General features: G+C 67.3%; 21 protein-coding genes, 7 tRNA genes and 1 pseudogene. 19 read left to right on the top strand and 10 right to left on the bottom strand.

Annotation, left to right across the window (positions count from 1 at the left end; translation table 11 throughout):
- Window positions 1-71 precede the first annotated feature (71 nt).
- The 4 genes and pseudogenes from C3B61_RS06150 to C3B61_RS06135 all read right to left on the bottom strand — a co-directional run.
- A complete protein-coding gene (locus C3B61_RS06150; RefSeq protein WP_103459877.1) occupies window positions 72-2,264 on the bottom strand; it encodes a 3-hydroxyacyl-CoA dehydrogenase NAD-binding domain-containing protein in 2,193 nt (730 codons plus the stop codon).
- Window positions 2,261-3,466: a thiolase family protein gene (locus C3B61_RS06145; protein ID WP_103459876.1), complete on the bottom strand. Its 1,206-nt coding sequence runs from the start codon at window positions 3,464-3,466 to the stop codon at window positions 2,261-2,263. Before C3B61_RS06145 ends, C3B61_RS06150 begins: the two co-directional genes overlap by 4 nt.
- Before the next feature lie 77 nt (window positions 3,467-3,543).
- Window positions 3,544-4,755 carry an HRDC domain-containing protein gene (locus C3B61_RS06140; protein ID WP_425266412.1) on the bottom strand — a complete coding sequence of 404 codons (1,212 nt, stop codon included), beginning with the start codon at window positions 4,753-4,755 and terminating at the stop codon, window positions 3,544-3,546.
- Window positions 4,756-5,362: 607 nt separating this feature from the next.
- A pseudogene (locus C3B61_RS06135) lies at window positions 5,363-5,917 on the bottom strand (DUF3000 domain-containing protein); the annotation flags it as partial.
- Between the two features lie 65 nt (window positions 5,918-5,982).
- Here C3B61_RS06135 and C3B61_RS06130 point away from each other — a divergent pair.
- The gene (locus C3B61_RS06130; protein WP_088456337.1) at window positions 5,983-7,218 is read left to right on the top strand and encodes an alpha/beta hydrolase family protein; all 1,236 of its coding nucleotides are present in this window, start codon (window positions 5,983-5,985) and stop codon (window positions 7,216-7,218) included.
- A 29-nt stretch (window positions 7,219-7,247) separates the two neighbouring features.
- On the opposite strand, the gene C3B61_RS06125 is transcribed toward C3B61_RS06130, so the two are convergent.
- Together C3B61_RS06125 and C3B61_RS06120 are read right to left on the bottom strand one after the other, a co-directional pair.
- A complete protein-coding gene (locus tag C3B61_RS06125; RefSeq protein ID WP_103459874.1) occupies window positions 7,248-7,694 on the bottom strand; it encodes a SufE family protein in 447 nt (148 codons plus the stop codon).
- The gene (locus C3B61_RS06120; protein ID WP_103459873.1) at window positions 7,691-8,593 is read right to left on the bottom strand and encodes a sulfurtransferase; all 903 of its coding nucleotides are present in this window, start codon (window positions 8,591-8,593) and stop codon (window positions 7,691-7,693) included. The genes C3B61_RS06125 and C3B61_RS06120 overlap by 4 nt, the downstream gene beginning before the upstream one ends.
- A gap of 164 nt (window positions 8,594-8,757) precedes the next feature.
- Here C3B61_RS06120 and zapE point away from each other — a divergent pair, with 164 nt between their 5' ends.
- From zapE to C3B61_RS06080, 8 genes are all read left to right on the top strand, one after another.
- The gene (zapE, locus tag C3B61_RS06115) at window positions 8,758-9,804 is read left to right on the top strand and encodes a cell division protein ZapE (RefSeq protein ID WP_103459872.1); all 1,047 of its coding nucleotides are present in this window, start codon (window positions 8,758-8,760) and stop codon (window positions 9,802-9,804) included.
- A gap of 176 nt (window positions 9,805-9,980) precedes the next feature.
- A complete protein-coding gene (locus C3B61_RS06110; protein WP_103459871.1) occupies window positions 9,981-11,201 on the top strand; it encodes an ammonium transporter in 1,221 nt (406 codons plus the stop codon).
- Window positions 11,202-11,276: 75 nt separating this feature from the next.
- On the top strand, window positions 11,277-11,783 hold the full coding sequence (locus C3B61_RS06105; protein ID WP_241980136.1) for a type II toxin-antitoxin system PemK/MazF family toxin: 507 nt from the start codon (window positions 11,277-11,279) through the stop codon (window positions 11,781-11,783).
- Between the two features lie 438 nt (window positions 11,784-12,221).
- The gene (locus C3B61_RS06100) at window positions 12,222-14,762 is read left to right on the top strand and encodes a LuxR C-terminal-related transcriptional regulator (RefSeq protein ID WP_133159793.1); all 2,541 of its coding nucleotides are present in this window, start codon (window positions 12,222-12,224) and stop codon (window positions 14,760-14,762) included.
- Window positions 14,763-14,879: 117 nt separating this feature from the next.
- Window positions 14,880-15,302, top strand: coding sequence for a DUF6325 family protein (locus tag C3B61_RS06095; RefSeq protein WP_088456332.1), 423 nt, complete (start codon window positions 14,880-14,882; stop codon window positions 15,300-15,302).
- An 88-nt stretch (window positions 15,303-15,390) separates the two neighbouring features.
- A complete protein-coding gene (locus C3B61_RS06090; RefSeq protein ID WP_103459869.1) occupies window positions 15,391-15,726 on the top strand; it encodes an SHOCT domain-containing protein in 336 nt (111 codons plus the stop codon).
- Between the two features lie 122 nt (window positions 15,727-15,848).
- Window positions 15,849-17,318 carry a flotillin family protein gene (locus C3B61_RS06085; RefSeq protein ID WP_103459868.1) on the top strand — a complete coding sequence of 490 codons (1,470 nt, stop codon included), beginning with the start codon at window positions 15,849-15,851 and terminating at the stop codon, window positions 17,316-17,318.
- A 7-nt stretch (window positions 17,319-17,325) separates the two neighbouring features.
- Window positions 17,326-18,054 carry a YqjF family protein gene (locus tag C3B61_RS06080; protein ID WP_103459867.1) on the top strand — a complete coding sequence of 243 codons (729 nt, stop codon included), beginning with the start codon at window positions 17,326-17,328 and terminating at the stop codon, window positions 18,052-18,054.
- Window positions 18,055-18,105: 51 nt separating this feature from the next.
- On the opposite strand, the gene C3B61_RS06075 is transcribed toward C3B61_RS06080, so the two are convergent.
- From C3B61_RS06075 to C3B61_RS06065, 3 genes are all read right to left on the bottom strand, one after another.
- A complete protein-coding gene (locus C3B61_RS06075) occupies window positions 18,106-19,260 on the bottom strand; it encodes an NAD(P)/FAD-dependent oxidoreductase (protein ID WP_103459866.1) in 1,155 nt (384 codons plus the stop codon).
- A gap of 97 nt (window positions 19,261-19,357) precedes the next feature.
- A complete protein-coding gene (locus C3B61_RS06070) occupies window positions 19,358-20,224 on the bottom strand; it encodes an HNH endonuclease (protein ID WP_103459865.1) in 867 nt (288 codons plus the stop codon).
- Window positions 20,225-20,533: 309 nt separating this feature from the next.
- On the bottom strand, window positions 20,534-20,824 hold the full coding sequence (locus C3B61_RS06065) for an antibiotic biosynthesis monooxygenase family protein (RefSeq protein ID WP_103459864.1): 291 nt from the start codon (window positions 20,822-20,824) through the stop codon (window positions 20,534-20,536).
- 54 nt (window positions 20,825-20,878) lie between these two features.
- On the opposite strand from C3B61_RS06065, the gene glpX reads away from it, so the two are divergent.
- The gene (glpX, locus tag C3B61_RS06060; protein WP_103459863.1) at window positions 20,879-21,808 is read left to right on the top strand and encodes a class II fructose-bisphosphatase; all 930 of its coding nucleotides are present in this window, start codon (window positions 20,879-20,881) and stop codon (window positions 21,806-21,808) included.
- A 110-nt stretch (window positions 21,809-21,918) separates the two neighbouring features.
- Here glpX and C3B61_RS06055 read toward each other — a convergent pair.
- Window positions 21,919-21,991: transfer RNA gene (locus C3B61_RS06055), tRNA-Val, on the bottom strand.
- Window positions 21,992-22,150: 159 nt separating this feature from the next.
- Between C3B61_RS06055 and C3B61_RS06050 the strand changes: the two genes are divergently transcribed.
- The 9 genes from C3B61_RS06050 (at window position 22,151) to pdxS (ending at window position 26,842) form a co-directional block, all read left to right on the top strand.
- Window positions 22,151-22,222, top strand: a tRNA-Gly gene (locus C3B61_RS06050).
- Between the two features lie 77 nt (window positions 22,223-22,299).
- Window positions 22,300-22,373: transfer RNA gene (locus C3B61_RS06045), tRNA-Cys, on the top strand.
- Between the two features lie 36 nt (window positions 22,374-22,409).
- Window positions 22,410-22,481 (top strand) — tRNA-Val (locus C3B61_RS06040).
- Window positions 22,482-22,678: 197 nt separating this feature from the next.
- A tRNA-Gly gene (locus C3B61_RS06035) sits at window positions 22,679-22,750 on the top strand.
- Window positions 22,751-22,807: 57 nt separating this feature from the next.
- Window positions 22,808-22,881, top strand: a tRNA-Cys gene (locus C3B61_RS06030).
- Between the two features lie 25 nt (window positions 22,882-22,906).
- Window positions 22,907-22,981: transfer RNA gene (locus C3B61_RS06025), tRNA-Val, on the top strand.
- A 147-nt stretch (window positions 22,982-23,128) separates the two neighbouring features.
- Entirely contained in the window at window positions 23,129-25,162 is a 2,034-nt protein-coding gene (gene thrS, locus C3B61_RS06020) for a threonine--tRNA ligase (protein WP_103459862.1), read from the top strand.
- Between the two features lie 2 nt (window positions 25,163-25,164).
- The gene (locus C3B61_RS06015) at window positions 25,165-25,800 is read left to right on the top strand and encodes an HIT family protein (protein ID WP_103459861.1); all 636 of its coding nucleotides are present in this window, start codon (window positions 25,165-25,167) and stop codon (window positions 25,798-25,800) included.
- Between the two features lie 121 nt (window positions 25,801-25,921).
- Window positions 25,922-26,842: a pyridoxal 5'-phosphate synthase lyase subunit PdxS gene (gene pdxS, locus C3B61_RS06010; RefSeq protein WP_088456322.1), complete on the top strand. Its 921-nt coding sequence runs from the start codon at window positions 25,922-25,924 to the stop codon at window positions 26,840-26,842.
- Window positions 26,843-26,844: the final 2 nt, after the last annotated feature.

Here is a 26,844-nt window from a genome sequence, read left to right as displayed (position 1 = left end):
AAACGGACAATTGTGGCCGGCGCACCGGCCACAATTGTCCGCACGGGCAACAGGTGTTGTGCCCTGAGCGGCTAACTCAACACGGGAGTGCTGCTCGCCGTTGCCGCGGAGCCGACGCCGCGCACCATCGGGGTGTGGAACGTGCCGCCGAAGACCCGCTCGCTGGCGCCGACCCTGTCGAGGTACGGGGTGATCCCGCCCATCTGGAAGGGCCAGCCGGCGCCGAGGAGCATGCACAGGTCGATGTCCTCCGGCGCGTGCACCACATCGTCATCGAGCATCCGCTTGATCTCGTCAGCGAGGCCGTCCTCCACCCGGCGCAGGATCTGCTCCGCCGTGATGGGCGTCGTGCCGCCAGCGACGATCTTCACCGCACCCTTGTCGAAGCCGGTGACCTTGCCGCTGGAGTTGCGCTCGAGGATCTTGCCGTGCTCGGCCAGACGGTGCAGGTTGGTGCTCTCGAAGAACCGGTCGGGGAATGCCGCGTGGTGGGTGTCCAACACGTGCGCGCCGACCTTGAGGCCGACCAGCTCGAGCAGCTCGAACGGGGTCATCGGCAGGCCGAACGACGCCAGGGCGCCGTTGACGACCTCGAACGGTGTGCCGGTGTCGACGGCGTGCATGGCCTCGCCGAGCAGCTTGGCCAGCACCCGGTTCACCACGAAGCCCGGGGTGTCGCGGGTGATGACGGCGTTCTTCCGCAGCTTGGCGGCGATCACCATCGCGGTTGAGAGGGTGGCGTCATCGGTTGCGGGGGTGTTCACGACCTCGATGAGCGGCATCACGGCGACCGGATTGAAGAAGTGGAAACCGACCAGCCGTTCGGGGTGGGCCAGCTTCGCGCCGATCTGCTCCACCGACAGCGATGACGTGTTGGTGGCCAGCACCGCGGTGGGGGAGATGTGCTTTTCGATTTCGGCGAAAACGTCCTGTTTCACCCCGAGCTCCTCGAAGACCGCTTCGATGACCCAATCGGCGTCGGCGAAGTCGGCCTTGTCGGTGGTGCCTGTCACCAGGGCGCGCAGCCGGTTCGCCTCGTCGGAGCTGATCCGGCCCTTGTCCTGCAGGGTCTGGATCTCACCGTGGATGTAGGCCACTCCCTTGTCGACCCTGGCCTGGTCGAGGTCGGTGATCACGACGGGTACCTTCAGCCGGCGCACGAACAGGAGGGCGAACTGACTGGCCATCAGGCCTGCGCCGATGACACCGACTTTGCCGATGGGGCGTGCCAGGGTCTTGTCCGGGGCGCCGGCCGGGCGCTTGGCGCGCTTCTGCACCAGATTGAATGAGTAGATGCTCGCGGGCAGCTGATCGCCGGAGATGAGGTCGGCGAGGGCTTCGTCCTCCCGGGCGAAGGCCTCGGCCTTGGTGCCGGTGCGGGCCGCCTTGATCAAGTCCAGTGCCGCGTACGGCGATGCCGCGACGGTGCCGATGCGGGACTCGAGCATCTTGCGGGCGATACCGACGGCCGCATCCCACTTGACCATGCGCTCGATCTTGCCGGGCGCGTTGGGCCGGCTCACCGAAACGCTGCCGGCGATGACACCGTCTGCCCACCGGATGGAGTTCTCCAGGAAGGTCACCGACCCGAACATTCTGTCGGCGATGCCCAGCTTGAGTGCGTCCGCGCCGGTCAAGGTGCGGTTGTTCTTCAGCGGGTTCTCAACGATGACCTTGAGGGCATTCTCGATGCCGATCAGGTTGGGCAGCAGGTAGGAGCCGCCCCAGCCGGGGATCAGGCCGAGGAAGACCTCGGGCAGCGCTATGGCCGGGACACTCGCGTCGACGGTGCGGTAGTCGGCGTTCAAGGCCACCTCGAGGCCGCCGCCCAGGGCGAGACCGTTGATGAACACGAACGACGGCACCCCCAAGGTGCTCAGCTTGCCCAGGGCGAAGTGACCGAGCTGAGCGAGCAGCTTGCCCACCTCGCGGGACGGGATCTCGCTGACTTTACTGAGATCGGCTCCAGCGGCGAGGATGAACGGCTTGCCCGTTACGGCCACGCCGTGGATCTCACCGCGTCCGGCGCGGGCGGTGAGCTCGTCCATGACGGCGCTGAATTCCAGGAGGGTGACCGGGCCGAGCGTGTTGGGCCTGGTGTGGTCCCGCCCGTTGTCCAGCGTCACGAGGGCGAGGGTGCGGCCGCCGGAAAGCGGGACGTCCCGGACGAGCGAGTGGGTGACGACTTCATCACCAGACACCACGATGAGCGGGGAGAAGTCCACGGTGGCGTAGTCGATGGGGGTGCTGGTCTTGTCGGTCATCGCTTGGCTGCCTTCTTGTTGAAGTGCGGGTTTTCCCAGATCACAGTGCCACCCTGGCCGAGGCCTATGCACATGGCCGTGACGCCGTAACGCACCTCGGGGTGTTCGGCGAACTGGCTGGCGAGCTGGTTCATCAGGCGCACGCCCGACGACGCGAGCGGATGCCCGATGGCGATGGCGCCGCCGTACTCGTTGACGCGGGGATCGTCGTCGTCTATGCCGAAGTGCTCCAGGAAGGAGATCACCTGCACCGCGAACGCCTCGTTGAGTTCGAACAGGCCGATGTCGGTGATCGACAGACCGGCCTTGCGCAGCGCCTTCTCCGTGGAGGGCACGGGGCCCAGCCCCATCACCTCAGGCTCGACACCGGCGAAGGCGAAGCTCACGAGCTTCATCTTCACGCTGAGGCCGAGCTCCTTAGCTGTGGCGCCGCTGGCCAGAAGACAGGCGGTGGCGCCGTCGTTCAGGCCGGACGCGTTGCCGGCGGTGATGCGGCCGTGCGGCCGGAACGGCGTCTTCAGGCCGGCGAGGCCCTCGAGGGTGGTCTCGGGGCGCGGCGCCTCGTCGCGGGTGGCGAGGCCCCAGCCCGCGGCGCTGCGGGTTGCCACGGACACCAGGTCCGGCTGAATCTTGCCCGCTTCGTACGCGGCCGCGACCTTCTGCTGGCTGCGCAGGGCATACCGGTCGGAACGGTCCTTGGTGTACTCGGGGAACCGGTCGTGGATGCGCTCGGCGGTCGCGCCCATGTTGAGGGCGTCCTCACTGACCAGGCGTTCGCTGAGGAACCGGGGGTTCGGGTCGACCCCGGCGCCCATCGGGTGGCGACCCATGTGTTCGACTCCGCCGGCGATGGCGAGGTCGTATGCGCCGAAACCGATCGCGGCGCCCATGGTGGTGACCGAGGTCATCGCCCCCGCGCACATGCGGTCGATGGCGAAGCCCGGCACCGAGACGGGCAGGCCCGCCAGCAGGGCCGCGGTGCGACCGAGAGTCAGCCCCTGGTCACCGGCCTGGGTGGTCGCCGCGATGGCAACATCGTCGATGCGTTCGCCCGGCACGTTCGGGTTGCGTTCCATCAGTCCGGTGATCGCCTTGACGACCAGGTCGTCGGCGCGGGTATTCCAATACATACCCTTCTCGCCGGCACGACCGAACGGGGTGCGAACCCCGTCCACGAAGACGACTTCAGTTCTCTCGGCCACTTTGCCTCCATCACTCAAAACAGGTATCGCACGATCCTAGGGTGACGGAATAACCGGTGTGAATCCTTTGACTGTTCCTACGACTCAGCGTCGGCGGCAACGGACGCGCTTTGGTGGACTTCCACAAAGGCATCAGCGATTAGTTGTGCAGTGGCCTCAATCTGCCAGGTTCTCGCACCGAGACCGGCGAGGGCCTCGCCCACGGCATCGGCACCGGCAGGCTCCGGCGGCTGCCAAGCCACGCGACGCAGGTGGTCGGGGGTGAGGAGGTTCTCCAACGGCACCGCGCGCTCCTCCGAGGCCGCCGTCAGGGCGGCCCTCGCGGCCTTGTACCGCAGGTCGGCGTCGGGATTGCGGTCAGCCCAGGCGCGGGGCGGCGGCAGTGCGTCGCCGTTCGCCTTCACCGAGGGCAGGTCGACGCTGGCGAGGCCACGCAGGATGGCCTGCCACCACCTGTCGAGCTCGGTACGGCTGGCGCGACCGTTGAACTCGCGAAGCTCGGCGAGAGCGTTCCGGTTCGCGGGCAGCAGACGTGCTGCGGCCACCAGCGACGCGTCGGGAACCAAACGGCCGGGGGAGACGTCGAGCTCCTGGGCGAGGGTGTCCCTGGCGACCCACAGCTCGCGGGCCACGGCCAGGTTGCGCTGGCCACGCACGGCGTGCAGGCCGGACAGGCGGCGCCAGGGCTCCGCGCGGGCCGGCTTCGCTTCCTTGGCGAGTACCGCGGCGAACTCCTGGTCGGCGATCTCGGTTTTGCCGGATTCCACGAGCAGGTCGACCATGCTGTCACGGAGGTCCGGGAGCAGCTCCACGTCCAGGGCTGCGTAGACCAGCCAGCTTTCGGGCAACGGCCGGGTCGACCAGTTGGCGGCGGAGTGTTCCTTGGCTAGGTGAATGCCGAGGAGTTCTTCGACGACAGTGCCGAGTCCCACGCGGGGCAGGCCGAGCAGGCGTGCGGCGAGCTCGGTGTCGAAGATGCGGGTGGGGTCGAGGCCGACCTCGCGGAGGCAGGCGAGATCTTGACTTGCTGCATGCAGGATCCATTCCTCGTCGGCGAGGGCGTCGTTGAGTTCGCCGAAGTCGCCGATAGCCGGCGGATCGAACAGGAAGGTGCCCGCATCCCGGCGGAAGATCTGGATCAGGTAAGCACGCTGGGAGTAGGTGAAACCCGATGCCCGTTCCGCATCGATGCCGATCGGCCCGGTTCCCTGGGCGAGCACGTCGAGTGCCGCCAGATAGCCTGTGCGGGAGTCGATGACCTGGTGGGTGACCACGGGTCGGTCAACCACGGGATGCACGATGTGCCGAGAGATACGCGACGCTGGTGAGAGTCGGCGCAGTGCTGGTCAGAGGCGTGTTGCCCATGCCTAACGCCGTGTTGCTCAACGCCCCGGGGTTCATCCCCGGGCTGGTTTCGGTTCCGACTGCATTTCCTGCCATGACGTTCATTCCCGCGGTCTCCCTGCCGGCGCGTTCAGCGCCCGGCGCATCGAGGCCGGCGAAATCGCCACCGGCCGTTTCCCTGCCGGCAGACTCGCGGCCGCCGGCGGCCACTCCCAGCGTATGCAATCCCGGGCCGGTTCGCAGAACAGACGAGGCTGACGGCCCGATCTGGTCCACCGGGCCCAGCGTGATCCCTGAGCTGCCCTGTTCTTTCGAGCCCTGTTCTTTCGAGCCCTGTTCTGACGAGCCCTGTTCTGACGAGCCCTGTTCTGACAAGCCCTGTCCTGGCGAGCCCGGTCCCGTCGAGCCCGGTCCTGACACGCCATGGTCAGCACCCGGTTCAGAGGAGCGGGGTACCTCAGCGCTGGAGGGACGCCCATGCCGAGCGGAGGAGGACGAAGAGGACGAGGAACGGGAGGAAGAAGGGTGGCCGTGACGGGGCGGGGCGGGCAGCTCGCTGGCGGGCGGGAGGCCTGCGAGCATGCACAGCAGCTCACCCCAGCCTTCGACGTGTGCGGCGAGGTCGTTGTCCAACGGACTCCATGACGCCCGCAGCTCGATCTGGGCGCCATCGCCCTGAGCGGCGAGCTCACCGAAGCCCGAGGAGAGGATCTTGGTGGCGGTGCCGGAGGCGGCGGTGTAGTTCGCACCTCGGGTGTCCAGGGCATCCACCAACCAGGCCCAGGCGACCTCGGCGAGGAACGGATCGACTCCGATGTCGTTCTCGAGGGGCGCCTGCGCGAAGCAGACGACGCGGAAGGGTCCGCCCCAACTTTCGGGTTCGTCGGGGTCGTAGAGCAGAATGAAGCGTCCGGTACCGAAGTCGGAGTCGCTGCCGTGTCGCACCGGCGTGACATCCGCAGACAGTGCCACGGCATACGGAGCGAGGTTTCCGGGGGCCGAAATCTCGGTGACCACCAGCTCCGGGCGCGGGCTGGAAGAACGGATAGCGTCGAGCGCCGCGGCAAACTGCGCAGGGCGCTGGGGCTGATCCTCTGAATCGGGCACGTCTGCAGACTAGAGTTTTTTCCGTGGGGCTGGTGCGAGGCACGCCGAACAGCGAAGAGGTAGGCATGACAGGGATCGGTACACGAGCAGAATCCACGCGCGGCCTGGCGTCGGCGGGGCTGGTGATCGCGGGCGGCGCCGTTGCGGTGAGTGCCGCCGCAGCTCTGGCGGTCGGTGTGCTGGCCGGTGTCATGGCGCGCCGCATCGTGACCCCGCCCACCAAACGCGCCGACGATACGAGGGTGTTCGACGTCGACCTCGACGCCGGCACCATCACCCTCGAAGCGACCAAGGACGCGGTCCTTCCCGGTGACTACAGCTTCTGGTTCGCCGGTGACTCCGGACACGCGCGCCTGGGTGCCATCGAGTCTCGCGCGGCGAAGACCGTGACCCGCCGCATCCTGACCGTGGACTTTGGTGACCTCGGCTCGGTGACCTCGGGACGGCTGGGCGGCTACTCTTTCCTCGGGCCGTGGGACCTCGGGCTCGAGTTCTCCAACGTGACGGTGCCGACCGAGCTGGGTGATGCTCCTGCCTGGCTGATCCCCGCGTCAGAACCCTCCGGACGCTGGGTGATCCAGGTGCACGGCCGTGGGGTCCGTCGGCACGAGACGCTTCGGGCCGTTCCCGTGTTCAACGCCGCCGGTTACACCTGTCTGCTGGTCTCCTATCGCAACGATGGTGAGGCGCCGCCGAGCGCCGACGGCCGGTTCGGGCTCGGCGACACCGAATGGCGGGACGTTGAGGCCGCCATCCAGTTCGCCGTGGAGAACGGAGCGACCCAGATCGTGCTGATGGGCTGGTCGATGGGCGGGGCGATCGCCCTGCAGGCGGCTACCCGCGCGAAGCACGACGGTCGGCTCACCGGCATCGTGCTCGATTCGCCCGTGATCGACTGGGCGGATGTTGTGGCCTACCAGGCGCTCACCCTCCGGCTGCCGAGGGCGGTGGTGCGCGGTGCACTGGTGGTGATGGGGCGCCCCTGGGGACGAATGGTCACGGGGATGCATCTCCCCATCGACTTCCCCCGACTGGACTTCGTGTCCCGGGCGAATGACCTGAGCCTGCCGATTCTCATCCTGCACAGCGACGACGACGGCTACGTGCCGTCAGCACCGTCCCGAGCCCTGGCCGAACGGCGACCAGACATCGTCACCCTGGTGCCGTTCGAGGTGGCCAGGCACACCAAACTGTGGAACTACGATCCGGCCGCCTGGAACGCGGCCATCCTCGGCTGGCTCGGCACGCTCGGGTCGGCACACCCCGCCGTGACGGCGGCCGGATACACCGGCGACCGGTAGGCCTCGGCCCTCGGCGGACGCAGGCCACGCTAGCCCAGGGCGGACTGCCGTTCGCGCAGCTGACGCTTGGTTCGACCCAGCATGGCGGTTATGCCACGCAGCCGGAGCGGCGAAACGGCCTGGGTGAGGCCGATCGACTGCGGATAGTCATCCGGAACGGCCAGGACCTCGTCGACGCTGAGGCCGTCCAGGCCCTGAGCGAGGATCGAGGCGAAGCCCCGGGTGGTGGGCGACTCCGCAGGCGCCGTGGCATAAAGGTGTACGGAACGGTCGTCGTCAACCTCGACGAAAATGAACACCGGCGACTGGCACTCCACGACACGTTCGAACAGGTCGGGATGGTCGCGGTACTTCTCGGGAAGGTCCGGCAGCTCGTTGGAGAACTCCAGCAGCAGCATTAGGCGATCCGGTTGTTCGAGCGCGAGGAAATCCTCGCGGATCTCGGCAAGCTGGCTGGGAAGGTCGACGGTGCTCATCGGGGTTCCGGGGCGGTTCCGGGGGCTGTGCCCTGCACGATCGGGACCCGTACCGCGCTGCCCCACTCTGTCCAGGAACCGTCGTAGTTGCGCACGTTCTCGAGTCCGAGCAGGTGGGTCAGCACGAACCAGGTGTGGCTGGATCGCTCGCCGATGCGGCAGTAGGCGATCACGGGCTCGTCGCCGGTGAGCCCGGCCTCGTCGCGGTAGATGGCGTCGAGCTCGGCACGGGGCCGGAAGGTGGCGTCCTCGGCCGCGGCACGGGCCCACGGCACCGACACCGCCGAAGGGATGTGGCCGGCCCGGAGGGATCCCTCCTCAGGGTAGGCGGGCGCGGTGGTGCGTTCGCCGCTGTATTCCTCGGGCGAGCGCACGTCGATGAGCGGGTGGCCGAAGTGGGCGAGAACGTCGTCCTTGAACGCGCGGATGGGGGCGTCTGCCCGCTCGACGACAGGGTATTCGGCCGGTTCGGCCGCCTCGCGGTCCGTGCTCAGTTCGCGGCCCTCGGCGATCCACTTCGCCCGGCCGCCGTCGAGCAGGCGCACGTCGTCGTGGCCGAACAGGGTGAACACCCAGAGGGCATATGCCGCCCACCAGTTGCTCTTGTCTCCGTAAATCACCACGGTGCTGTCGCGGCTGATGCCCTTGCGGCTCAGCAGGCCGGCGAAGCCGGCCCCATCGATGTAGTCGCGCTCCACGGGGTCGTTGAGGTCGGTGTGCCAGTCGATCTTGACTGCGCCGGGAATGTGGCCGGTCTCGTACAGGATGACGTCTTCGTCGGATTCGACCACGACCAGGCCGGGGTCGCCGAGGTGGGCCTGCAGCCAGTCGGTTGACACCAGGCGATCGGGATGCGCGTACGCCGCGAACGTGGCTGACGGATCTGTTTCGACGGTCATGGTTTCCTCCCGGAGGGCTCGTGAACCTGGACGACGGCGCGGCCCTGGTGTGCGTGCATTTAGGCTGGTGGACAACCTGCGCGCAGGTCTCCAAGGTACAAGGCAGAACCCCCCACCGAAATTCCACCAGGATGTCGGGGACAGACAGGAACCGGATGTCAAACATGGTCAGTGCGACCCAAAAGTTGCCCCTTCGACTCGTCGACAGGTCGCCATCCATCACCGGTGCGGAGATCGTCTCGGAGCTGGTGCCGCCACCGCAATTCGAACACGCCTCATTCGAGTCCTACCGCCCTGACCTGGACTATCCGTCCCAGCTCGAGGCGGTGGAGCGGCTGAACACCTTCGCAGCGTGGCGGGCCCGACCGGGCGGTTTCTTCTCCCGCACCCGCAAGGCCAAGGCCGAGTTGCCCGGCATCTACCTCGACGGCGGCTTCGGCGTCGGCAAGACCCACCTGCTGGCAGCGCTCTGGCACGGTGCACCCGGTCCCAAGTACTTCGGCACCTTCATCGAGTACACGGCGCTGGTCGGCGCCCTGGGCTATGCCGAGACCGTGACCCAGCTCTCCGGCGCGAAGCTCATCTGCATTGACGAGTTCGAGCTCGACGATCCGGGGGACACGATGCTGATGACTCGGCTGCTGGGCGAGCTGATCGCCTCCGGCACCCGGGTCGCCGCCACCTCCAACACGCCGCCGAACTCGCTCGGCGAGGGCCGGTTCGCGGCGGCTGACTTCCTGCGAGAGATTCAGGCCATGTCCGCGAACTTCGAGACCGTGCGCATCGACGGCCTCGACTACCGCCGCCGGGATGCGTCCGGGCACGCCGAGGCCGTTCTGCCCGAGGAGTTCGACCGCCTGAACGAGGCACTCGTCGAGCGGGGCTCCAGGGTGACGTGTGACGATTTCGGTGCGCTGATGCGCCATCTCAGCACGGTGCATCCGTCGAAGTACATCAAGATGATCGCCGACGTCGACGTGATCGCCCTGCGCAACGTCTACCTGCTCACCGACCAGACCGATGCGTTGCGCCTTGTGGCCTTCATCGACCGGGTCTACGACGCCGAGATCCCGATCATCGCCAGTGGACTGCCGCTACACGACGTCTTCGATGCCGAGATGCTGGAGGGCGGCTACCGCAAGAAGTATCAACGCTCCCAGTCCCGGATGGTGGCTCTCACCACGGGCGAGCTGCCGCCGCACGCGGAGTGAGCGGGCTGCAGCGAAACACGCTCTTAACGTTCTCGCCGATTGCGTAACCTCCCCGAAACACGACGGTACGGCTGGTGAAACGTCTGGGTCGGAGACTGAGTTGCGTACCCAGGACTGCCCGGCACACTCGTCTGCGGCTTTCGCGGTACTCCGGCTAACTAGTGTGAGGACAGATGATGGACACTGGCAGCATTGCATGGGGGTTGACGGCAACCGCGCTGGTTCTGTTCATGACTCCGGGAGTCGCGTTCTTCTACGGCGGCCTGGTCAAGGCCAAGAGCGTCGTCAGCATGATGATGATGAGCTTCGGCGCACTCGGGCTGATCACCGTCCTCTGGATCCTGTACGGATTCAACATGAGCGTGGTCGACGGAGCCAGCCAGTTCGCGGGCAACCCGTTCAGCGACTTCGGACTCGGGTCACTGGCCACGGGTGAGACCGGCAACCTCGATCTCCTCGGCGCCACCTACGGGGCGACCTTCGCGATCATCACCGTCGCCCTGATCTCCGGAGCCGTGGCCGACCGCGCCAAGTTCGGTTCCTGGATGATCTTCGCCGGTGTCTGGGCCACCCTGGTCTATTTCCCGGTCGCGGCCTGGGTCTGGGGCGGCGGCTGGATCATGAGCCTCGGCGAGACCCTCGGCCTGCCCGGCGTCATCGACTACGCCGGCGGTACCGCCGTGCACATCAACGCCGGCGCTGCTGCCCTGGCCCTTGCCCTCGTCCTCGGCAAGCGGATCGGCTTCCAGAAGGGCATCACCAAGCCGCACAACGTGCCGCTGGTTCTGCTCGGTGCCTCGATCCTGTGGTTCGGGTGGTTCGGCTTCAACGCCGGGGCCGAGTGGCTGAACGGCCTCGCCAATGTCGGCCTGATCGTGGTCAACACCCTCGGTGCGACCGCCGCCGCCATCCTCGGCTGGCTCATCGTCGAAAAGATCAAGGACGGCAAGGCCACGTCGGTCGGCGCCGCATCCGGTGCCGTCGCCGGCCTCGTCGCCATCACACCGGCCTGCGCCAATCTCGAACCCGGTTGGGCCCTGCTCCTCGGTGTCGTCGCCGGTGCCGTCTGCGCCATGGCCATCGAGATGAAGTTCACCTTCGGCTTCGATGACTCGCTCGACGTCGTGGGCATCCACCTCGTCGGTGGCCTCATCGGCACCCTGTACCTGGGCTTCTTTGCGATCGGCACCGGCATCTTCGTCGGTGGCGACCTCGGCCAGCTCACGGTCCAGGCCATCGCGGCCTTCGCGGTCCTCATCTACTCGTTCGTCGTCGCCTACCTGCTCGGTCTCGCCATCGAAAAGACCATCGGCTTCCGGGTCAAGAATGAAGACGAAGTTGCCGGCATCGACACCTCGGTGCACGGCGAAGAGGGCTACGCCCTCGCCAATGTCTAGCGCTTGGACAACAGACCACTGAGGCAGCAGAGCTGAGGCATCTGGGGGACCAGGGCGGTGGGGTAGTGTTCGGGTGTGTTCCGCACCCGGCACCTCCTCACCGCCCTTCGGTCTGCCCTCTTCGGCTCCCGGACCGTCGGAGTGCCGCGCACGGGAACCGCCCCCGGCCAATCCGGTCCTGACGCCACGATCGAACTCGATCCGACGACGGTGCGACGCGCGGGCTGGGGCTATGCGCCCGAAACCGACGGCGCCTTGGACCCGGGCGAGATCGTCTGGACATGGGTTCCCTACGAGGAACTGGACGGTCGGGGTAAGGACCGGCCGGTGGTCGTCATGGCGACGCTGTCCGAGGGCAACATGCTGGCGGTGCAGCTGACGAGCACTGACCGTTCAGGCAACGCGGACTACCTGCCGCTCGGTGAGGGGCCGTGGGATCCCGCACGGCGGCCGAGCTGGGCGGGGCTCGCCCGGGTGTTCCAGGTGCACCAGGGCGGGGTCCGCCGTGAAGGAACCGTCGTGGATGCCGCACGGTACCGGATGATCGAGCGGGCGCTGCGGACTCGGTACGGCTGGCGCTGACCGCGCTCGGTTTTGCACCAGCGAGTCGGGCCGCCCCTTGACCAGGGCCGGCCACCGCGGCATTATCACCTCACTGGCGGTGACCCGAACACCGCGAGAACTCCGTCAAGGTCCCGGTTCGCCGGGGCCTTGACGGGGTAGCCATGTCCCACGCAGCTGCTGCGCCACTATCCCTGTCGCCGCGGCTGATGTTGTGGCTGACGTAGCGCGATGGATGCAAATCGAGGACGTTTCCCGATGGCCCCCCCACTCACTCCGGTCCCGCCTCTGAGTCCGGTCCCGCCCCGCACTCCGGCAGCTCCAATCGCGTCGGTCGCGTCAAGCCTGTCCCCGGCCCTGTCCCCAGCTGTGGAGCTCGCGATACCGCCGGCCTCCCCGTTGCCCGCCGGGCTCGCTGCCGAACCGGCGTGGTACCTGCACCGCCCCCGACTGGATTCTGTGCTTGAGCGGCTGACCGGGCCTGACGCCAGGGTCCTCGTCCTCTGGGACTCCGCGGGGTCGGGCAAAACCACGCTGATGGCGGGCTGGGCGCGGCGGCTCAGAGCTGAGACCCAGACCGTGCGGTGGTTCAACGGCGCCGCGCTCCGCGACGCCAGGGACCCTGACGAGATCCGGCAGCGGCTGCTGGCGGGCGGAGACGGGCCTGACGCCTCCGGGCCGGGCCGGACGTTCGTGTTCGTCGACGACCTGCACCTTGCCGAGCGGCCGTCGTCCCCGAACCGCACGAATCTTGATGGCATCCTCGAGGCGCTGGTCGATATGTCCCCGGGGGTCCGCATCGTCGTGTCCGGCCGTCACCGGCCCGTGGCGGGGATAGCGCCGCTGGAGGCCGCCGGCGTGCTCATCGAGTGCGCCGGCGACAGCCTGGCCTTCACGCTCGAGGAGACCTTCAACCTGGCGGCGCAGCACCATATCGACCTGCCCGCCGAGGACGGTGCCATCCTCAGGCGCCGGACCGGCGGCTGGGCAACCGGCCTTGCGCTCGCTCTCACCTGGCGAGAATCCGAGGGGGCCGCGCTGGACCTCAGTCGCTTCGACGGCGACAACCCGGCGGTGGCGGACTATCTTGCGGCAGAGGTGGTCACGGGCCTGGACACCGGCGATCGGGAGGTCCTGTTGGCGTCAGCGCTGAGCGAGGTGGTGCCTCTCGACTTGGCGGTGGCCGTGACAGAGCGCGCCGATGCGGGCGAGGTGCTCGAGCGGCTGGCCCGCCACAACATGCTGATCGGGCGGGAGCCTGCTGCGCCGGGCGGGGCCGGCTACCGATATCACCCGATCCTGCTCGCATACCTGCAGGGAGAGGGACGCAGGTTGGACGCCGGCGCCGCGACCGCCAGGCATCTCCTGGCCTGTCAGTGGTTCGCGGACCGGGCCTGCGCGCCGGCAGCGGTGGAGCAGTCGCTTGTGGCGCACGATCCAGAGCTCGTGGGCGCGTTGCTCGAACGGTTCGGCCTCGTGCTGGTCCTGTCCGGTGCGACGGATCTTGTGGGTCGCGCCCTGGACGAGATCGAGGGCCGCGTGGTGTCCACCGCGACACTGTGCCTGCGACTGCTCCTCGAGCCCCCGTACGTCCCTGCCCGGCGGCGGGTGCAGCAACTCCTGGTGGCCGCCGCTGCGGCCGCCCGGGACTTTCCCGAGCATGACCGCACCGATGCGAGCTCGACTCGATGGACGTTTGTGGTCGCCATTCTGCAGGCGTTCCACGCTACTGAGCGGCCCGACATCGAGAATCGTTTGGCAGCCCTGCAGGGCGATGCGCCATCGGCCGCGCGGCAGGTCCTGGCCGTCGACCTGTTAGCCGCAACGGCCCAGGGCCGCTGCCGGGACAAGCTCGGTGAGCCCGGTCCGGCGGAGGACATTCTCAGAGAGGTTGCGGACTCGGCCAGGGACGTTGGTTTGGACTGGTTGTTCCTGTTGGCCTGTGACCTGGCGGCGACGGCGGCGGGGCATGCCGGCAACTGGGTGCACGTGGCGATGCTCGAAGGCCAGATGGCCACGACGGCGTCAGAGATGGGAGCTCTCGTGGGAGCCGAGCGGCCCGTCGACCACGCCGCCGGCAGGGCGCTGCTTTACGCGATGATTCACCGGTACGAAGCCTGCCAGCCGGTTGACCCGGTAATTCTTGAGGCCTTGGCAGCAAGAGAGGACAGGGGCTCTGATGCCGGCATCAGCGTACCCGCAGAGGTGCTGTTGCTCTTGAGCCAGCTGGACAGCGCGGTACGTTCACGCCAGGCCCTCGACAGGTTGATGCTTCTGATGCGTGAGGTCGGCACTGAGCATCCGCGGGCCCTGAGCCTGTGCTGCATACCCTTGATCGAGCTGAGCGGCGCACTGGACGGACGGCTGGAAACTCAGTTGGTTGTTCGCCTGATCGAACGGGCGCTGGGGGAGGACTCTCTGGAGTCGCTGCTGATCAGGTTCCTCCTCGTCCCACCCACCAGGGCCGGCCATCCCGCTGAGGAACGGCTTCGCGGAGCGGCCCTCGAGGAACGCACCGCATGGCGCGGTGCGACGATCGTCAGCGCCTGGATCGCTCTGGCCCATGTGGCGGATGTGTCAGGCCGACACGTCGAGGCGGACGCCCGGCTGCTTCGAGCCCTGCGGCTCGCGAGCAGGATCGGCTGTGAACGGGCATTCCTGGCCGTCGGTGGGCAGGGCACCGCTCTCATCCGCGGTCGCCTCGGCCGACTCGGTGATCTCGACGACTTCGCCCGGCACATTCTCCGCGCTGCTGACGCGCTGCACCTGCACGAGCGTCCGCCCGCGCTCGACCACGGCCGGAACAGTCCTGCGCTCACCCAACGAGAGCGAGAGATCCTGCGGGAGCTGCCGTTCCACCAGTCCGTGGCAGACATCGCGGGCAAGCGCAACGTCAGCCCCAACACCGTGAAGACCCACCTGCGCAACATTTACCAGAAGCTCGAGGCCACGAACCGGGCGGACGCGGTGGCGATCGCCCAGGATCGCGGGCTGCTCTGACCAGGTCAGGTCCAGATTCACCCTTTCCGGGTGACTCGACCCCGCGGGTGCACGGCGACACTGAGCCCGAACCGGGTGGCGGTGCGTCTGCCCGCACGTTTGACGAAGGGACACTCGATGGCGGAATTCACGTACGGACCCGTGGAGATTCTCCTGATCTCCTTTGACGGCGAGAGGCCGGGTGCCGCTCTGAGTGAGGCACTGCGAGCCCTGATCGATGAGAAGACAGTCACCCTCCTCGACCTGATCTTCGTCTCTCGCAGCGTCGAGGGCGACCTGCGGATCGTCGAGGTGGAGGATCTGCCCGAGAAGGCGCAATTGCCGGACCTGGCACTGGGAGAACTCGGCCTCGCCGGACTGGACGATGTCGAGGAACTCGCGGTGGACCTGCCGCCTGGTACCTCAGCCGCGGTTCTGGTCGTGGAACTGACCTGGGCCCGGCACTTCGCTTCCGTACTGTCGGCATCGGGGGGAGCGGTGCTCCATCAGGAGCGGATTCCCGCGGCCGTCGTGAACGCGGTACTCGACGCCGCGGTTTGACCTCGCCGACACCGGATCCGCACACCGAACCAGAGCCATCGACGCGTTTATCCACGAACAGTCATCCACGAAAAGTAAGGACCAGATCATGTCACCACTTCGACGGGGTCGCCCCGGACTCCTGGGCATGGCCGCGCGAACAGCGGTCGTCGCCGGCACCGCCACAGCCGTGAGCGGCAATGTGCAGCGGCGGCAGCAGGGCAGGGCCCAGGACGCACAGGCCCAGGCCGATGCCGATGCCCAGGCACAGGCTGATGCCCAAGCCCAGGCCGAGTACGACGCCCAGCAGCAGCAGGCGGCTGCGCCACCGGCCTCGGGAGATTCCGCCCTGCTCGACCAGCTGAACCAGCTGTCCCAACTCCACAATGCCGGGGTGCTCAATGACACTGAGTTCACGGCGGCGAAGGCAAAATTGCTGGCCTGAGAAGACAATCGACCCTTCTGACCCCGCACGCCGGGGCGCGGGAGCGCTAGCCTACGTGGAGGGAGCGGGGCCCTTCTGGCTGCGCGACGTGACGTTCGCCTGGCGCGGACCGGAAGGTACACATGTTAGAACTCCTCAGTCCGATTATCGGTATCGTCTTCCTCGTCATTGTGGTGGGTGTGATCGTGCTCGTCTACGCCCGCTCGGTGTACAAGAACGCCGGGCCGGACGAAGCCCTCGTCATCACCGGCAAGAAGTCCAAGAAGACCATCGTCGACGGCGCCACCCTCGAGGAGTCCGGCCAGCGTGTGGTTCACGGCCAGGGTGTGTTCATAACCCCCTTCTTCCAGAAGGCGTTCAAGATCAGCCTGCGAAGCCGGGCCATCGAGATCACGGCTGTCGCCCAGGACCGCAACGGAATCACTCTCACCGTCGAAGCCGTCGCGATCGTCAAGGTCGGCGACGACCCGACCGCGATCCGCGCTGCTGCCCAGCGTTTCACCGGCCAGGACAAGAACATCGACAACTTCGCCCAGGAGGTGCTCAGCGGTTCCCTGCGGTCCTCGATAGGCGCCACCGACGTGATGACCATCATCCAGAAGCGTGATGAGCTCGGCACGTCGGTGCTCGCCACCGCCCGGGAATCCCTCGCCAACCAGGGCGTCGACGTCGACTCGTTCGAGATCAAGGGCATCACCGACGCCAACGACTACATCCGCGACCTGGGTCGTGCCGAACAGGCCAAGGTGCGACGACAGGCCGAGGTGGCCGAGCACCAGGCCAACCGGGAAGCGCAGGAAGCTTCGATCATCGCCGAACAGGCCGTGGCCGAGGCCCAGAACACCCTGGCGCTGCGCAAGGCGGCGCTCCAGCTCGACACCGACAAGGCCTCCGCCGAGGCCGCTGCGGCCAAGCCGCTAGCCGAGGCGAAGGCCCAACAGAACATCGTTCAGGAGCAGGAGCTGACCGCCAAGCGTCGCGCCAGCCTGCGAAAGGCCGAGCTTGACTCCGAGGTCAACGCCGTGGCCGACGCCGACGCGTACCGCGTGCGGGTCTCCGCAGCCGCAGCCGCCGAGGCCCGCGTCGCGGCGGCCAACGCCGACCGCGACAGCCGGGTGGCGTCCGCCGAGGCCATCCGGGCCGAGGGTCAGGCCAACGCCGACGCCATCCTGGCCCGCGGCTCGGCAGAGGCCGAGGCTACCCGCCTCAGCGCCCAGGCCGTGGCCGAGCAGTCCGAGGCGCTCATCCAGTTGCGCCTTGTCGAGATGCTGCCGAAGATCGCGCACGAGCTGGCCGCGCCGATGGGCAACATCGACCAGCTCACGGTGATCTCCACCGACGGTGCGAGCCAGCTCAGCAAGAACGTCGCCTCCGGCTTCTCCGAGGTCGACGCCGTGCTCAACTCCACCATGGGCGTGGGCATCAAGGACCTGCTCGGCGGCCTGATCGGTGGAACCGCTGCCGGTACGGCACTGGCGAAGGCCCAGGCCGGCGACGGTTTTGTGCCCGCACAGATGCCGGTTTCTGCCGACGCTGACACGGTTCACAGCGGCGCCGTTCACACCGACGCCGTTCACACCGACGCCGTCTAGCCACACCGTGTCGGAACCCTGGCCGATCACGGCCGTCGCCCCGCCGCTCGTCGGCCGGGCGACGGCCAGTCAGCGCTGGTCAGATCTGGTTTTCCTGCATTGGCGGGTCGACGCCGACCAGGTGGCGCCACTGCTCCCGGACGGCCTCCGGCCCGACGTCTACGACGGCTCCAGCTGGGTCGGCCTGATCCCGTTCGTCCTGGACCGAGCCACTGTGTTCGGCAGCGCGCCGATCCCGTATTTCGGCTCGTTCGTCGAGGTCAATGTGCGTCTCTACGCGGTCGACGACCGCGGGCGGCGGGGTGTGGTATTCGTGTCGCTCGAGGCGTCCAGGCTCGCCGCGGTGCTGGCCGCCCGCGCGCTCTTCGCGCTGCCCTACATGTGGTCACGCACACGGGTGGAAGTGGTGGCCGGCGAGTACCGCTACTCGTCCACCCGCCACCTCGCCGCGCACGCGCACACTCAGATCGTCGTGCGATCGACGGGTCAGCCCGTCGTAGAGGATCCGCTGGCCGACTTCCTCACCGCGCGCTGGGCGCTGTTCACCCGGGTGCGCGGCCGCACCATCCGGCTGCGCAACCACCACCAGCCGTGGCGGCTGTTCACGGCGCAGCTGATCTCACTGGACGACAGCCTGCTCTCGGTGGCCGGTTTCCCGGGGCTGGCAGGATCCCGGGCACCGGATTCGGTGCTCTACTCACCCGGAATCACGACCTGGTTCGGCACCAGGGACTGACCGGCCGCGAGAGCGACCACAGCAGTCCCGTTGGGCTGGCCGACGTGGACGTTATCGGCTCTGTCCTTCCCGAGCCGGTGTGTGCTCTGGATGAACCCCGTGTCGGCGATCGCCGAGCACCGAGTCGCTGTTGCGGGCCTCGTTGGCGGCCGAGAACGGACTGCGGTAGGCCGTCACGGCGGTCTCCACCTCCGCCGCTATGAGGTCGGAGTTGATCATCGTGGCAACGCCGAGCCCGGCGGCGGCGGACACGACGACCTGCGCCATCAGGTTGGTGGCGTTGCCGGCCGCCCAGACACCGGGCACCACGGCACCGTCGTTGAGTACGCGCCCGGTCTCGTCGCTGTCCAACTGGGTGCCGACGCCGAGCGGATGCGGTGTCGAGGCCAGCCCAAGCCCGGCGAGGAAGTCGGTGCGGGCCGTGAACGTCGGGGCGACCACGAGCGCCTGCAGGGGGAACAGGCGACCGCTGGCCAGGCGAACCCCGGCCAGGGACTTGTCCCGCACGTCGAGGCCCGCTACCGGGCCGATCACGACGCTGACGCCGCGGGCGGCGAGTTGCTCCCACTCCGCATCGGTCGGTCCGTGCTGCTCGGAAATCGTGCCGTCGGCGTCGAGCATGTCGCCGTGCAAAAAGAGAGTGATGTTCCTACTCCACTGGCGAAAGAGCAGCGCCTGGTGAACCGACTTCGGCCCGGTGCCGAGGATGCCGATGGTCTGGTCCCTGACCTCCCAGCCATGGCAGTACGGGCAGTGCAGCACGTCCCGCCCCCACCGCTCGGCGAGGCCGGGGACATCGGGAAGTTCGTCGACGAGCCCGGTCGCTACCAGCAGCCGGCGCCCCGACACTGTGCTGCCGTCATCGAGGGTCACGGTGAAGCCCTGCGCCGAGCGTCGGCTGTCGACGGCCCGGCCCATGACGAACTCCACGCCGTAGGAGCGGGCCTCCTCCTGGCCGAGGCGCACCAGCTCGGCGGGGCGCAAGCCGTCGCGGGTGAGGAAGCTGTGCACGCCCGCGGCGGGCGCGTTGCGCGGATGTCCGTTGTCGACGACGACCACCGAACGTCGTGCCCGCCCGAGCACAACTGCGGCGCTGAGTCCGGCAGCGCCGCCGCCGATGATGACGACGTCGTGTGTCTGTGTCTGTGTCTGTGTCTGCGGATGTGGAAGACGGGGGATAGAGGGAGACGTGCCGTTGCTGGTCATATCACCATGCTGAAGCGCCGCTCCAAGATTGACAAACAGAATTGCCGAATTAGCAAGTGCCTGCTGCTGCGCGTCCTCCGAGACGGTTGGGGGAGCGCTAGAAGGGCGGTGGATCATCAGGCCGGTCGTTCGCCTGTGGCCGGGCCGGTGCTGCCGGTCGTTCGGGAGTGGGGGCCAGGGTGGGTGGTGGCCCGAGGGTGGTTTCGGGGTAGGTGCGGTGGGTTTCCCCGGCCGGGAAGGTCCAGCGCAGCACCCCGCCGGGTTCTTGCACCACGGCCCATAGTGTTTGGTGTTTGAGTCGGTGGTGGGCGCGGCAGAGGTGGGCCAGGTTGTCGTAGTCGGTGGGTCCGCCGTGTTCTCGTGCGATGGTGTGGTCGAGGTCGAGGTCGAGGTCGAGGTCGAGGTCGCTGCGGGACGCGGGTCGGGTGCAGCCGGGGAAGCGGCAAGTGCCGCCGCGCAGGGCGACCCAGCGGCGCAGGTCGGCGGGGGCTTTGTAGTGTTCTTTTCCGACCGAGAGCACGGCACAGGTCTCGGGGTGGGTCATCGCGTCGGCGCAGATCTGGCCGATCGTGCGCCGCCCCGTCTCGGGAATCGACGGGTCCTGCCGCTCCTGGTTCTGGGTGGCTTGGGCGATGCGGGTCAACCTGTCGTGAGCGGCCTGGGTCTGCACCGCGGTGCCGTACCAGGTCAGGGTGCCCATGACATCGGCCCGGCCCTCCCACCAGACCCCGCGTTCGGCGATCGCGGCGGTGGCCCGTGTGGTCAGGGTCTCGGGCTGCGCGCGTTCCCGCATCCGCCGGGCCTTGACGGCGAGCTTGCCGACGGTGAGGTCTTTCGCCGGCAGTAACTTGGCTTCGAAGGCGGCGGCTTCCTCGAGCGGGATGAAGCTGAGTTGTTCCATGAGCACCTGCCCGTGCCGGTAGCTGATGTCGCCGTGGCTCATCGCCGTCAGGGTGGCTGTCATCGGGCCTGCGAACAGGCTGGATTCACCGATCAGGTTCTCCGCGGTGCGATCGGCGTAGTCGGGGTTGAGCAGTTTCGCGGTGGCAGGGTCGGAGCTCCACCGCTGCAGGTCCGCGAGTGCGCGAGCCCGTTTAGCGATCGCCTTCGCGATGCTGCGGTGGGCGGGTCGGTCGGGAACTGCTCAGCTAGGCCGCTCCTACCCCGATAATCGCACCGACCACCGGCACTCCCACCCCTGCAGAACCGGGTGTGGAAAAGTGCGCCGACCGGTCGCTTGTGGAGGAGCGGCCAGCCCGAATCAGGGCACAGATCAGGGCACGGAGATGAAGTGCTGCACCTCGGGGAACGGGTCGTAAAAACTGTGCAGCAGCGCTCTCCAGTCGGCGTATTCAGGGGAGCCCCTGAACCCCTCGGTGTGGTCCTCCAACCGTTCCCAGTCCACCAGCAGCAGGAAGGTCGATGGATTCTCAACCGACCTGGACAGGCTGAGTCCACGGAAGCCGGGCCTCGACTCGATGAGCGGCCGGGCCGTCTGGAACGCAGCGAGGAAGGCGTCTTCACGGCCGGGTCGCACGGGCAGAATGGCGTGTTCTCTGATCACCCGTTGACACTATCTCGGCTGGCGGGCCCGGCCCTGCGGGTACCATCGAGTCCCATGAGCAGCAACACGACGACCGACGCAGCCAGACCGAGCACAAGCCCGAGTACCGGCACCAGCACCAGCACGGTTCTCGGCGGCGAACACTATGCGGCGGAGCTGGTCGCCGCGGTACGCGCGGCGACGGTCGCGGCGGCACTGGCCGCCGAAGTCTGGTTCGGACGCGGTGACAAGAATGCGGCGGATGCCGCGGCAGTCGCCGCCATGCGCGCCGAACTGCTGCCGGCGCCATTCGCCGGGTACGTGGTGATCGGGGAGGGGGAGAAGGACGAAGCCCCGATGCTGGCCAACGGCGAGGAACTCGGCTCCGGCGAGGGTCCGGCCTGCGACATTGCCGTCGACCCGCTCGACGGCACGCGACTCGTGCAGGAAGGGCTGCCTGGATCCGTCTGTGTCATCGCCCTCGCTCCACGCGGCACGCTGTTCGATCCCCGAGACGTGTTCTACATGGACAAGCTCATCTCCTCGGCGCCGGCCCGCGGCATCCTCGACCTTCGGGCCACCCCGAGTCAGAACGTGCGCCGCCTGGCCGAAGCGCTCGGGAAGCCGGTGACCGAGATCACCGTGGCCGTGCTCGACAAGCCGCGGCATGCGAGCCTCGTGGCCGAACTGCGCGGGGTCGGTGCACGGGTCGTGCTCGCGGGGGAGGGCGACGTGTCCGCCGCGATCGACGCTGCCACACCCGGCGGGCGAATCGATTTGGCCATGGGGATCGGCGGCACTCCCGAGGGGGTGCTCACCGCCTGCGCGATTCGGGCACTGGGCGGATTCATGGAAGGTCGGCTCGCTCCCCAAAGCGATGACCAACTGCGCCTGGCCCTGGCCGCCGGGCACGATCTCCAGCGGGTATTGACTCTCGACGACCTCGTGGCCAGCGACAGAGTGCTGTTCGCTTCGACACCGGTGGGCGCTGGGGAGTCAAGCTAGGGCGGGGCCGCGCCGAAGAAACGCTGAGTCCACCGCGCCGGCCAGCCTGTTCCGGACCGAATTCCGATCGTTAACCAACGAGGCCCCCGGTTCTCCGGGGGCCGTTTCGGTGGGCGATGCGGGACTCGAACCCACGACCTCTTCCGTGTGAAGGAAGCGCGCTACCAACTGCGCCAATCGCCCGAACCACACTCGAAAACCTCTCGACTGCGACATCTGATACTAGACCAGACCGGGGCCTGAGCGCACATCGAGGGGCCGCGACACGCGGCAATCGCTCGGTTTGAATTTGTCTCGCACTATCGGCTAGAGTCTTCAACGCACGCAGAAATGCGAGCAGTTGCGGATGTGGCGCAGTGGTAGCGCATCACCTTGCCAAGGTGAGGGTCGCGAGTTCGAATCTCGTCATCCGCTCGAATTGAATCGGCCGAAAGGCCGATTCTGTTTGGTAGTAAACCCAGCACGGTTGTAGTGAATACGGCATCAAGCACGGTGGATTGGCCGAGAGGCGAGGCAGCGGCCTGCAAAGCCGTATACACGGGTTCGAATCCCGTATCCACCTCCAACCAGAGCAGTGTGCATTTTGCACTGCGAAGGATTTGGGCGATTGGCGCAGCGGTAGCGCGCTTCCCTGACACGGAAGAGGTCACTGGTTCGATCCCAGTATCGCCCACAGAGCAATGGCAGCACCAAGCACGAGAAGCGCCGAAGAAAACCCCCGATAAACTCGGGGGTTTTTTTGTTTTTCCGCGTAATTCCGCGGCACAGCGGGTGATTTCGACCGGGCTCGGCGCCCGCTGGCGCGTGATGTGCACACGAGGTCCCCAGGATCGAGTAGAGTCTTCCAAGCACGCAGAAATGCGAGCAGTTGCGGATGTGGCGCAGTGGTAGCGCATCACCTTGCCAAGGTGAGGGTCGCGAGTTCGAATCTCGTCATCCGCTCGAAGTGAATCGGCCGAGAGGCCGATTTTCTTTGGGTATACAGGTAACAAAGAACACGGTGGATTGGCCGAGAGGCGAGGCAACGGCCTGCAAAGCCGTCTACACGGGTTCGAATCCCGTATCCACCTCCAGCCCGTGAGTACCATCCGCGGTCCTGGGCGATTGGCGCAGCGGTAGCGCGCTTCCCTGACACGGAAGAGGTCACTGGTTCGATCCCAGTATCGCCCACCAGATAGCACAAGAGACAGTACAGCCAAGCGCTGTCGGCAGAGTCCACACGGGCATCGCCGGCAGCGCTTTTCTGTGCCCGCGGCCCGTCACTGAGCCCACCGGCGCCCGCTAAAGTTGAAGGGTTCGCAACTCAAGGGAGTAATACACGTGGTTGACGGTTTTGAGCTATTCACCGACCGATCCGTTGTCGCCATGCGCGTCAACGGCGAGCTCAGGGACCTCGCCACTGCGGTGACCGAAACGGATGACGTCACCCCGGTGACAATCGACTCACCCGACGGCCTCAACATCCTGCGCCACTCGGCTGCTCACGTGCTCGCTCAGGCCGTGCAGACCGTGAACCCCGCGGCGCGCTTGGGCATCGGCCCATTCGTCACCGACGGCTTCTACTACGACTTCGACGTGGCCGAACCGTTCACCCCCGAAGACATCAAGTCGCTCGAGAAGGCCATGGACCGCATCATCCGTCAGGGCCAGCGCTTCGTGCGCCGCGTCGTGACCGATGACGAGGCCCGCGCCGAACTTGCGGCAGAGCCGTACAAGCTGGAACTCATCGGCCTGAAGGGCGGGGCGGGAGACGACCCGACCCCCGATGGCGACAACGAGTCCGTCGAGGTCGGCGGCGCGGAACTGACCATCTACGACAACGTCGACCCCAAGACCGGTGAGACCGTGTGGAAGGACCTCTGCCGCGGTCCGCACCTGCCCAACACCCGCATGATCGGCAACGGCTACTCGCTCACCCGCCTGGCCGCAGCGTACTGGCGCGGTTCGGAGAAGAACCCGCAGCTGCAGCGCATCTACGGCACCGCCTGGCCCACCAAGGACGAACTGCGCGCCTACAAGGCCCGCCTGGAAGAGGCCGCCAAGCGCGACCATCGCAAGCTCGGCCAGGAACTGGACCTGTTCTCCTTCCCCGAAGAGATCGGCTCCGGCCTGGCTGTCTTCCACCCCAAGGGCGGCATCATCCGTTCGGAGATTGAGAACTTCATGCGCGAGCGCCTGCTCGCGAACGGCTACGACCTGGTCAACACCCCCCACATCACCAAGGGTCACCTGTTCGAGACCAGCCAGCACCTCAACTGGTACCGCGAGGGCATGTTCCCGCCCATGCACCTTGACGAAGAGGTCGACGCCGAGGGCCACGTCACCCGCCAGGGCCAGGACTACTACCTGAAGCCCATGAACTGCCCAATGCATAACCTCATCTTCAAGGCCCGCGGACGCAGCTACCGCGAGCTTCCGTTGCGTCTGGCGGAGTTCGGCACCGTCTACCGTTATGAGAAGAGCGGCACGCTGCAGGGCCTCACTCGCGTGCGAGGCCTCACCCAGGACGATGCGCACATCTACGTCACCCAGGACCAGGTCAAAGCCGAGGTCACCAGCCAGCTCGAGTTCGTCTTCGAGACCCTCCGTGGTTACGGCCTCACCGATTTCTACCTGGAACTGTCGACCCGCGATCCCAAGAAGTCCGTCGGTACTGACGAGCAGTGGGAGGCCGCGACCGACACCCTCCGCCAGGTCGGCGAGGATTCGGGACTCGAACTCGTGGCGGATCCGGGTGGAGCGGCCTTTTATGGTCCGAAGATCTCGGTGCAGGCACGGGACGCCATCGGCCGCACCTGGCAGCTGTCGACGGTGCAACTCGACTTCAACCAGCCGGAACTGTTCGACCTGGAGTACACGGCGCCCGACGGCACTCGCCAGCAGCCGGTCATGATCCACCGCGCCCTGCTCGGGTCGATCGAGCGGTTCTTCGCCATCCTGCTCGAGCACTACGCCGGTGCGTTCCCGGTCTGGCTCTCGCCGGTGCAGGTCATCGGCATCCCAGTGTCCGAGCAGTACGAGGACTTCCTCTGGGAAGTCCTGGCCAAGCTCAAGACGGCGGGCGTCCGGGTCGAACTCGACTCGTCCAGCGACCGGATGCAGAAGAAGATCCGCAACGCCACGCTGCAGAGGATCCCGTTCCAGCTCATCGTCGGTGAGGATGACCGCGCGAACGGCGCGGTCAGCTTCCGGTTCCGTGACGGCACCCAGGAAAACGGGGTTCCCGTCGACGACGCCATCCGCCGGATCATCGCGTCCATCACCACCCGCGCGCAGGTCAACGGCGCCGCCGACTTCGCCCAGGAAGGCGCACCCGTCGCCCTGGTCGTTGCGGCCGGCGCGGACCAGGCCTGACGATGACCGAAGCCACTCCGGCGGGTCCCGAGAAGGACGCGCCGCGAGACACGCCCTGGGACCGCCTGTCCGGCAGCCCGCAGGACTTCGTCGAGGGCGTCCAGGTGGAGAATTCGGGCGACTTCGCCGCCGTTCCGGACGCCTTCCAGCGACTGTGGACGCCCCACCGGATGGTCTACATCCAAGACGGTCAGCAGCCGCACCCCGACGACTGCCCGTTCTGCATCGCACCTTCGATGGACGACGAGAAGGCTCTCATCGTGGCTCGCGGGAAGTACGCCTACGTGCTGCTGAACCTGTTCCCGTACAACAGCGGCCACCTGCTGGTCTGCCCCTACCGGCATGTTGCGACGTATGACGAAGCCACCCCGGAGGAAGTCGCCGAGATCGGTAGCCTGACCCAGGTGGCAATGCGGGTACTCAAGGCCACCTCGGGCTGCGACGGGTTCAACCTCGGAATGAACCAGGGCCGCATCGCGGGCGCCGGGATCGCTGAGCACCTGCACCAGCACATCGTGCCGCGGTGGGCGCTCGACTCGAACTTCTTCCCGATCATCGCCGGCACCAAGGCAATCCCGAAGCTGCTCGGCGAGGTGCGCCGCGAGGTCGCGGAGGGTTGGCCGGTTTCCACCGTCTGACCCCCGCTTTCCCACCTCGCTGGCACGGCTTGCAGTAACACCCGTCTCTTGACCCAGTTCTCATCACCCGTGCCCCTCGCCCCGACCAGCGGCACCAGACGCAAGGAATAGAATCGTAGCTATGACTGACACCACTTCCCCCGAGCAGGTCGACAGCGCCGCACAGTTCGGCTCGAGCCGCGTCAAGCGCGGACTCGCTGAGATGCTGAAGGGCGGCGTCATCATGGACGTCGTCAACGCCGAGCAGGCCCGCATCGCCGAAGACGCCGGCGCCGTCGCCGTCATGGCGCTCGAGCGCGTCCCGGCCGACATCCGCTCCCAGGGTGGTGTCGCGCGCATGAGCGACCCCGACCTGATCGACAGCATCCGCGCCGAGGTCTCCATCCCGGTCATGGCGAAGGCCCGCATCGGCCACTTCGTCGAGGCCCAGGTGCTGCAGGCCCTCGAGGTCGACTACATCGACGAGTCAGAGGTGCTGAGCCCCGCCGACTACGTCAACCACATCGACAAGTGGAACTTCACGATTCCGTTCGTCTGCGGTGCCACCAACCTGGGCGAGGCGCTGCGTCGCATCACCGAGGGCGCCGCGATGATCCGCTCCAAGGGCGAGGCCGGCACCGGCGACGTCTCTGAGGCCACCAAGCACATCCGCACCATCAAGGGCGAGATCGCCCGGCTGTCCTCGCTCACCAAGGACGAGCTGTACGTGGCCGCCAAGGACCTGCAGGCCCCGTACGAACTCGTCGCCGAGATCGCCGCGACCGGCAAGCTGCCCGTCGTGCTGTTCACCGCCGGCGGCGTGGCCACCCCGGCCGACGCGGCCATGATGATGCAGCTCGGCGCCGACGGCGTCTTCGTGGGTTCGGGCATCTTCAAGTCCGGCAACCCGCAGGAACGCGCCAACGCCATCGTCAAGGCCGTCGCCTTCTACGACGACGCCAAGATCATCGCGGATGTCTCGCGGGGCCTCGGCGAAGCCATGGTCGGCATCAACGTGTCCGACCTTGCCGCACCGCACCGCCTCTCCGAGCGCGGCTGGTAACA

Source organism: Cryobacterium zongtaii, assembly GCF_002909375.1.
GTDB lineage: Bacteria > Actinomycetota > Actinomycetes > Actinomycetales > Microbacteriaceae > Cryobacterium > Cryobacterium zongtaii.
This window is presented reverse-complemented; position numbering and strand designations above follow the sequence as displayed.

Bases quoted from the DNA above. Each gene is read 5' to 3' on its own strand.
- C3B61_RS06150 (WP_103459877.1), bottom strand. From the start codon at position 2,264: ATGACCGACAAGACCAGCACCCCCATCGACTACGCCACCGTGGACTTC.
- C3B61_RS06130 (WP_088456337.1), top strand. From the start codon at position 5,983: ATGACAGGGATCGGTACACGAGCAGAATCCACGCGCGGCCTGGCGTCG.
- C3B61_RS06125 (WP_103459874.1), bottom strand. From the start codon at position 7,694: ATGAGCACCGTCGACCTTCCCAGCCAGCTTGCCGAGATCCGCGAGGAT.
- C3B61_RS06120 (WP_103459873.1), bottom strand. From the start codon at position 8,593: ATGACCGTCGAAACAGATCCGTCAGCCACGTTCGCGGCGTACGCGCAT.
- zapE (WP_103459872.1), top strand. From the start codon at position 8,758: ATGGTCAGTGCGACCCAAAAGTTGCCCCTTCGACTCGTCGACAGGTCG.
- C3B61_RS06110 (WP_103459871.1), top strand. From the start codon at position 9,981: ATGGACACTGGCAGCATTGCATGGGGGTTGACGGCAACCGCGCTGGTT.
- C3B61_RS06095 (WP_088456332.1), top strand. From the start codon at position 14,880: ATGGCGGAATTCACGTACGGACCCGTGGAGATTCTCCTGATCTCCTTT.
- C3B61_RS06090 (WP_103459869.1), top strand. From the start codon at position 15,391: ATGTCACCACTTCGACGGGGTCGCCCCGGACTCCTGGGCATGGCCGCG.
- C3B61_RS06085 (WP_103459868.1), top strand. From the start codon at position 15,849: ATGTTAGAACTCCTCAGTCCGATTATCGGTATCGTCTTCCTCGTCATT.
- C3B61_RS06075 (WP_103459866.1), bottom strand. From the start codon at position 19,260: ATGACCAGCAACGGCACGTCTCCCTCTATCCCCCGTCTTCCACATCCG.
- C3B61_RS06070 (WP_103459865.1), bottom strand. From the start codon at position 20,224: ATGACAGCCACCCTGACGGCGATGAGCCACGGCGACATCAGCTACCGG.
- glpX (WP_103459863.1), top strand. From the start codon at position 20,879: ATGAGCAGCAACACGACGACCGACGCAGCCAGACCGAGCACAAGCCCG.
- C3B61_RS06015 (WP_103459861.1), top strand. From the start codon at position 25,165: ATGACCGAAGCCACTCCGGCGGGTCCCGAGAAGGACGCGCCGCGAGAC.
- pdxS (WP_088456322.1), top strand. From the start codon at position 25,922: ATGACTGACACCACTTCCCCCGAGCAGGTCGACAGCGCCGCACAGTTC.